Annotated in this window: 2 protein-coding genes; both read left to right on the forward strand. The window is 40.1% G+C overall.

Annotated features, from left to right (window positions below; translation table 11 throughout):
* A partial coding sequence (gene gltB, locus QZ620_RS13175; protein ID WP_295182487.1) for a glutamate synthase large subunit occupies window positions 1-4,004 on the forward strand: 4,004 nt, incomplete at its 5' end.
* A gap of 3 nt (window positions 4,005-4,007) precedes the next feature.
* A complete protein-coding gene (locus QZ620_RS13180; protein WP_295182489.1) occupies window positions 4,008-5,468 on the forward strand; it encodes a glutamate synthase subunit beta in 1,461 nt (486 codons plus the stop codon).
* The last annotated feature ends 430 nt before the right edge of the window (window positions 5,469-5,898 follow it).

Genomic DNA, 5,898 nt, shown 5'->3' on the forward strand with positions numbered 1-5,898 from the left:
AACATGAGGTAGAACATTCCGGTCTGGCACAAAGTGACTATTTCTATTTTTCAAGCTTATCCACCAATACTATAATATATAAGGGGCTACTCATGCCTCAGGATATCAATATCTATTACAAGGATCTTAATGATCCAGATGTGATCACAAAACTTGCACTGGTACATCAGCGCTTTTCGACCAATACTTTTCCTACGTGGGACCTGGCACAACCTTTTCGTTATATGTGTCACAATGGTGAAATTAATACGCTGCGTGGTAATTTAAGCCGAATGAAGGCGCGAGAAGAACTTTTCGAAAGTGAAGATTTTGGAGATGATATTAAAAAAATTATTCCAGTAATTCTGGAAGGCAAATCAGATTCAGCTTCCATGGATATGGCGTTGGAACTGCTGTTACAAACGGGTAGATCTTTACCGGAAGCTATCATGATGATGGTTCCTGAAGCCTGGGAGAAAAACCCTTCAATGGAAGATAGTAAAAAAGCTTTCTATGAATACAATGCCTGCATCATGGAGCCGTGGGATGGACCGGCTTCTATTCCATTTACCGATGGCAATTATATAGGCGCTTTACTCGATAGAAATGGATTAAGACCTTCAAGATATACGGTTACCAAAGATGGCTACGTGGTAATGTCTTCTGAAACTGGTGTTCTTGACATCAAGCCGGAAAATGTTCTTAAACACGGTAGACTCGAACCAGGAAGAATGTTCCTGGTTGACATGATCGAAGGTAGAATTATCGAAGATGAAGAAGTGAAAGAGAAAATTGTTTCTAAGCGCCCCTATCAGGAATGGCTCGATAACAATCTTTTGCATCTGGCAGATGTAAAGTATACAGGAAATCAGACTCCGGTTGAAGATGTGGATTATGTCACCAGGCTGAAATTGCATGGTTATACATACGAAGATATTACCACAATTATCACCCCGATGGCTTCCAATGCTAAAGAAGCTATTGGATCCATGGGAACCGATATTCCACTGGCAGTACTTTCAGATAAACCACAATTACTATTTAACTATTTTAAACAATTATTCGCCCAGGTTACCAATCCGCCTTTGGATGGAATCCGGGAAGAGATCGTTACAGATATTAGTCTGACTATTGGAGAGGACATCAATTTATTTGATATAGTCCCGGAACAGGCTAAAAAATTAAAAATTCAGAATCCGGTTATTTCCAATGAAGATCTTGATAAGATCAAATATATCGACTACCCAGGCTTTAAGGCTAAGAGTATTTCTATGCTTTATTCCGCAGAAAAAGGAATGAATGGTCTCGAAGACAGGCTGGAAGAAATGATCGTAGAGATCAAAGAGGCTGTGGATGATGGCTGTAATGTAATTATTCTTTCAGATAGAAATGTGGATAAAAGCCTTGCGCCAATCCCATCTCTACTAGCCTGTTCATTTGTTCATCATAGAGTGAAGGATTATAACCGAAGATCCAGTTTTGGAATTGTCATCGAATCTGCTGAACCTCGTGAGCCTCATCATTTTGCTGCTCTCTTTGGATATGGTGCTAGCGCGATTAACCCATATATGGTTAATGAGATTATCTACGACCTTGTAGAAAGAAAAGAAATCAATATCGAAGATCCTGAAGTAGCGGTAGAGAACTTTAACGTTGCTATTGGAAAAGGGATCGTGAAGATCATGAATAAGATTGGAATCTCTACTTTACTTTCCTATCGTGGATCTCAGATCTTCGAAATACTCGGACTCAACAAGAAATTTGTAAATAAATACTTCTGTAATACTCCAACAAGGATAGAAGGGATAGGCTTATACGAAGTAGAAAAGGAAATTCAGAAACGATACAAGCATGCTTTTTTCCCACCAGAAACAGATTCAGATCTTGATCTTGAAATAGGCGGGGATTATCGCTGGAGAAGAAATGGTGAACGCCACGTCTTTAATCCGGCCAGCGTTGCAAAACTACAACAAGCGGTTAAGCAAAATAGTTATGATACTTATACTGAATATTCGAAAATAATCAATGAGCAGACGGAAAGGTTGATGACCATTAGAGGAATGTTCAAATTCAAGGAACTAAATCCTATTCCTATTGAAGAGGTAGAACCGTGGACAGAAATTGTAAAACGTTTCAAGACCGGTGCAATGTCTTTTGGTTCCATAAGTAAGGAAGCACATGAGAACCTGGCAGTGGCCATGAACAGAATTAAAGGAAAAAGTAATTCTGGAGAAGGCGGTGAAGATCCCGGTCGTTTTCAGAAGGATATTGATGGGAACTGGAGAAATTCTGCCATTAAACAGGTTGCCTCAGGAAGATTTGGAGTGAGTATTGACTATCTAACCAATGCAAAAGAAATTCAGATAAAGATGGCTCAGGGTGCAAAACCCGGTGAAGGAGGACAGTTACCTGGCCCAAAAGTGAATCCTGATATTGCTAAAACAAGAAATTCTACGCCTTATGTTGGATTGATCTCTCCGCCTCCCCATCATGACATCTATTCTATTGAAGATCTCGCACAACTTATTTTTGACCTTAAGAACGCAAACCGCGAAGCAAGAATCAACGTAAAACTGGTTTCTAAGATTGGCGTTGGAACTATTGCCGCCGGTGTTGCAAAAGCAAAGGCAGATGTAGTTTTAATTTCAGGATATGATGGAGGAACCGGAGCTTCTCCGCTTACCTCGCTAAGACACGCAGGATTGCCCTGGGAACTTGGAATTGCGGAAGCTCAACAGACATTATTACTGAATAATCTACGAAGCAGGATCGTGGTTGAATGCGACGGACAATTAAAAACCGGCCGTGATGTAGCTATCGCTTGCTTATTGGGAGCTGAAGAATTTGGTTTTTCCACCGCACCATTAGTAGCCTCTGGCTGTATCATGATGCGAGCTTGTCATTTAAATACCTGCCCTGTGGGGATTGCCACACAGGATCCTGAATTAAGAAAGAATTTTAAAGGCACACCAGAAAATGTGATCAATTTCATGTATTTCATAGCACAGGAATTGCGAGAGATCATGGCTCAACTGGGATATCGAAACATTAATGAAATGGTAGGTCAATGTCAGAAACTTGACATGAATAAAGCGATAAAACACTATAAAGCACAGGGAATAGACCTTTCTAATATTCTTCATAAGCCGAATTTGAGTGAACAGGTTCCGCTGTCAAATACTGAGAAGCAACTACACAACCTGGAAGGTGTTCTAGATTTTGATATTCTAAAGCATGCTCACCCGGCAATCTATCGAAAAGAACAGGTAACACTGGAATATACTATTGATAATACTAACCGTACAACGGGAGCTATTATTAGTAATGAGATTTCTAAAATACACGGTGCAAACGGACTACCTCCAAACACCTTAACTTTGAATTTTAAAGGATCTGCAGGACAAAGTTTTGGTGCATTCGCCGCTCGCGGACTAAACTTAAATATTGAGGGTAACTCTAATGATTACTTCGGAAAAGGCCTTTCTGGCGCAGTTCTATCTATACGGAAACCAAAAGAAGCAACCTTCGCTTCACACGAAAATGTTATCATTGGAAACGTTGCTTTATATGGCGCAACCGCTGGTGAAGCTTATATCAACGGTATAGGCGGAGAACGTTTTTGCGTTCGGAATTCAGGAGCAAAGGCCGTGATTGAAGGAATTGGTGATCATGGATGTGAATATATGACCGGAGGAATTGCAGTTATTCTTGGAGGCATAGGTAGAAACTTTGCAGCAGGTATGAGTGGCGGAACAGCTTATATCTACGATCCTGATCATAAAATAGATCGAAATAAGTTCAATATGGAAATGATCGAATTCGAAGAACTTTCCGAAGAAAATATTGCGGAAATAGAAGATTTGATAGTAAAGCATTATCAATACACAGAAAGTGATGTAGCTCGAGAAATATTGAATAATTGGGAGTCCAGTTCTGCAGGCTTTATAAAGATCATGCCTACAGAATACAAGAAGGCTTTACAGAAAATGAAAGAAAACAACGAGCAAACTCTTAAAACGGCGTAAGGTATGGGAGAGATTAGAGGATTTTTAGAATACGAAAGAAAAGATGAGGATACGATACTACCTCAGGACAGGATAAAGAATTATAATGAATTTCAGAAAGAGCTACCAACTGAGGAACTTAAGAAGCAGGGAGGTAGATGCATGGATTGCGGAATACCTTTCTGTCATTCAGGTTGCCCCTTAGGTAACTTGATTCCGGATTTTAACCATGCAGTTTACAGGAATGAATGGCAAAAAGCACTTACAATCCTGCATGCAACGAACAATTTTCCGGAGTTTACAGGTAGATTATGTCCCGCACCGTGTGAATCGGCGTGCGTATTAGGGATTATAGAGCCCCCTGTAGCGATCGAAATGATCGAGAAGTATATTGTTGAAAGAGGCTTTAAAGAAGGCTGGATAAAGCCTGAAATCCCTTCGCTAAGAACTGGTAAAAAAGTTGCTGTCATTGGAAGCGGACCTGCTGGACTGGCGGCCGCTCAGCAATTGAATAGAGCTGGTCATGAAGTTACAGTTTTAGAGCGTGGTGCCAAACCAGGCGGACTTTTACGCTATGGGATACCTGACTTTAAATTAGAGAAGAAGATAATAGATCGAAGATTGGAAATTCTCGAAGCTGAAGGTATCATATTTAAAACAGAAACTGAGGTTGGAAATAATTACGACATAGAGGAACTGGAGACATTTGATGCCGTCGTTCTTTGCGGAGGTGCTACGGAAAAGAGGAAATTGCCCATCCCGGGATCTGATGCCGAGGGCGTTGTGCAGGCAATGGACTTCCTCACTCATAACAACCAGCATATTGATGGATTGCATGACCTGGACAGCAAGTATAACGCTAATGGCAGGAATGTGATTGTTATTGGTGGTGGAGATACAGGTTCAGATTGCGTTGGAACATCTAATAGACAAGAAGCAAACTCGGTAATTAATTTCGAGATCATGCCTTTACCTCCAAAACACCGTACAAAAGATAATCCATGGCCTTACTGGCCTTTTACCATGAAAACAAGTTCTTCCCACGAAGAAGGTGTTGAAAGAAATTGGAGTATCCAAACCAAAGAATTTATTAAGGATGAGAATGGTAAACTGAAAGCTCTAAAAACAGTTGAAGTAGAATGGATCAAAAGACCAGGTTCGAGACCAGAACTCAAAGAAGTCGAAGGATCTGAAAAAGACTGGCCTTGTGATCTCGCACTACTCTCTCTTGGTTTCACCGGACCAGAGAAATCTCTGGCTGAGAAAATGGGACTGGAAATAGATGAAAGAACTAATATTAAAGGAAGTAAAACCTATACTACTAATAAGAGACATGTATTTGTTGCCGGAGATATGCGTAGAGGACAATCACTAATTGTCTGGGCAATTTCAGAAGGTCGCGAAGCTGCACATCATGTAGATAAATTCCTGATGGGTAAATCAAAATTACCTGTAAAGGGAGAGGGAGATCTTCCTCAAGTTTAGGACAGGTATAAACTGAGACTTATAATACAAAAGCAGCCAATCGGCTGCTTTTGTATTATATAAAGGTTACTGCCACTCGATTCAATAGAAAACTTCTCTTGTATTATTGTATTGGGCAATTGATCAGGTCACTTAAGTAATCGACACTTCCACTTTGTATATTCCAGAAAATATGTATACAAAAGAGGAATTTCGACTATTTACAAGAGATTCATAATTACCTCAATATACATAGATAACATTGTATTTCCTGTACATAGATAGACTGGCTAGCTGAATTACACGGTTGAAATCCTCTAGTTGAATTCAAAGTGTTATGCATTCCCTGACTTTATTGCATAAAAAAACCCTTCATCGATATGATGAAGGGTTTTAAAGAAGAAGGCGACGACATACTCTCCCACAATACAGCAGTACCATCTGCGCTAAC

This window comes from uncultured Christiangramia sp., from assembly GCF_913046405.1.
Taxonomy (GTDB): Bacteria; Bacteroidota; Bacteroidia; order Flavobacteriales; family Flavobacteriaceae; genus Christiangramia; species Christiangramia marina.